We start from the raw sequence: 1,507 nt of genomic DNA on the forward strand, positions 1-1,507 counted from the left end.
GATGTGTCTAAGAGACGTTCCCCCGCGAAGCCCCGGCAACGGCGCACCGCCGCCTGGCTGTTGACCGCCGGACTCCTCGCCGGCCTGCTGGTCCTGATCCCCGTGGCCGCCGCGACCGGCGCCTACCACGTGCCCGTCGGTGACGTCCTGGCCTCGATCCAGCACCGCATCGGGTTCGGCGGCTCCCCGTCGGACCGGGTCGCCGAGTCGGTGCTGTGGAACGTACGGTTCCCGCGGATCGTGCTCGCGCTGCTCGTCGGCGCCTCCCTGGGCTGCGCGGGCGCCCTGATGCAGGGCGTGTTCGGCAACCCGCTCGCCGAACCGGGGGTCATCGGCGTCTCCTCCGGCGCGGCGGTGGGCGCGGTCGGCGCGATCGCGCTCGGGCTGAACTTCGCCGGCAACTGGACGGTGTCGATCCTGGCGTTCGCCGCCGGCCTCGTCACCGTGCTGCTCGTGTACGTGATGTCCCGCTCGGGCGGCCGTACCGAGGTGGTGACGCTGATCCTCACCGGCATCGCCGTGAACGCCTTCGCGGGCGCGCTGATCGGACTGTTCCTCTTCTTCGCCGACACCGCGGCCGTCAACCAGATCACCTTCTGGCAGCTGGGCTCGCTGTCCCAGGCGACCTGGCCGAAGGTCCTCGCCGTCCTGCCGTGCGCGGTACTGGGCCTGGCCGTGGCCCCGCTGTACGCCCGCCGGCTGGACCTGCTGGCGCTCGGCGAGCGGCCCGCCCGGCACCTGGGTGTGGACGTGGAGCGGCTGCGGATCGTCCTCGTGCTGGTCATCGCGCTGCTGACGGCGGCGGCCGTGAGCGTCTCCGGGGTCGTCGGGTTCGTCGGTCTCGTCGTCCCGCATCTGCTGCGGATGGCGGCCGGGCCCGGGCACCGGTTCCTGCTGCCGGGCAGCGCTCTGCTCGGCGCGCTGGTGCTGCTCGCCGCCGATCTGACGGCCCGTACGATCGCCGAGCCCGCCGAACTCCCCCTCGGTGTCCTCACGGCGCTGATCGGCAGCCCGTTCTTCTTCTGGCTGCTGCGCCGCACCCGCCGCAAGCAAGGAGGCTGGGCGTGATCCGCCTGCGTCGTCGTCCCGTCCCGCCGCCCGCACCGGAGCCCGGTGACGTCCTCGCCGAGACGGCGGGGCTGTCCGTCCGGCTCGGTGCCCGTGAGGTGCTCTCCGGGGTGGACGTCGCCGTCCGGGCCGGTGAGCTGCTGGCCCTGGTCGGACCCAACGGGGCNNTCTGCCTGGTCCGCCCCCGAACTCGCGCTGCGCCGCTCGGTGCTGCCCCAGTCGGCGTCGCTGTCCTTCCCGTTCACGGTGGAGGAGGTGGTCCGTATGGGCCGGGCGCCCTGGTCCTCGGCCCGGCCCGAGGACGACGACGCGGCCGTGGCCGAGGCGATGGCCGCGACCGAGGTGACCGGCTTCGCCGCACGCCCGTTCTCCGCTCTCAGCGGCGGCGAGCGGGCCCGGGTCGCCCTCGCCCGGGTGCTCGCCCAGCGCGCTCCCCTGC

1 protein-coding gene and 2 pseudogenes are annotated in these 1,507 nt (G+C 74.2%); all 3 read left to right on the forward strand.

Annotated features, from left to right (window positions below; translation table 11 throughout):
* The first annotated feature begins 3 nt into the window (after positions 1-3).
* Positions 4-1,068, forward strand: coding sequence for a FecCD family ABC transporter permease (locus AOK11_RS19285; protein ID WP_063793496.1), 1,065 nt, complete (start codon positions 4-6; stop codon positions 1,066-1,068).
* Positions 1,065-1,234 (forward strand): annotated as a pseudogene (locus AOK11_RS45130) (hemin ABC transporter ATP-binding protein); the annotation flags it as partial. The gene AOK11_RS19285 and the pseudogene AOK11_RS45130, both read left to right, overlap by 4 nt.
* Before the next feature lie 2 nt (positions 1,235-1,236).
* Positions 1,237-1,507, forward strand: a pseudogene (locus tag AOK11_RS45135) (ATP-binding cassette domain-containing protein); the annotation flags it as partial.

It is taken from the genome of Streptomyces hirsutus (assembly GCF_001418415.1).
GTDB lineage: Bacteria > Actinomycetota > Actinomycetes > Streptomycetales > Streptomycetaceae > Streptomyces > Streptomyces hirsutus.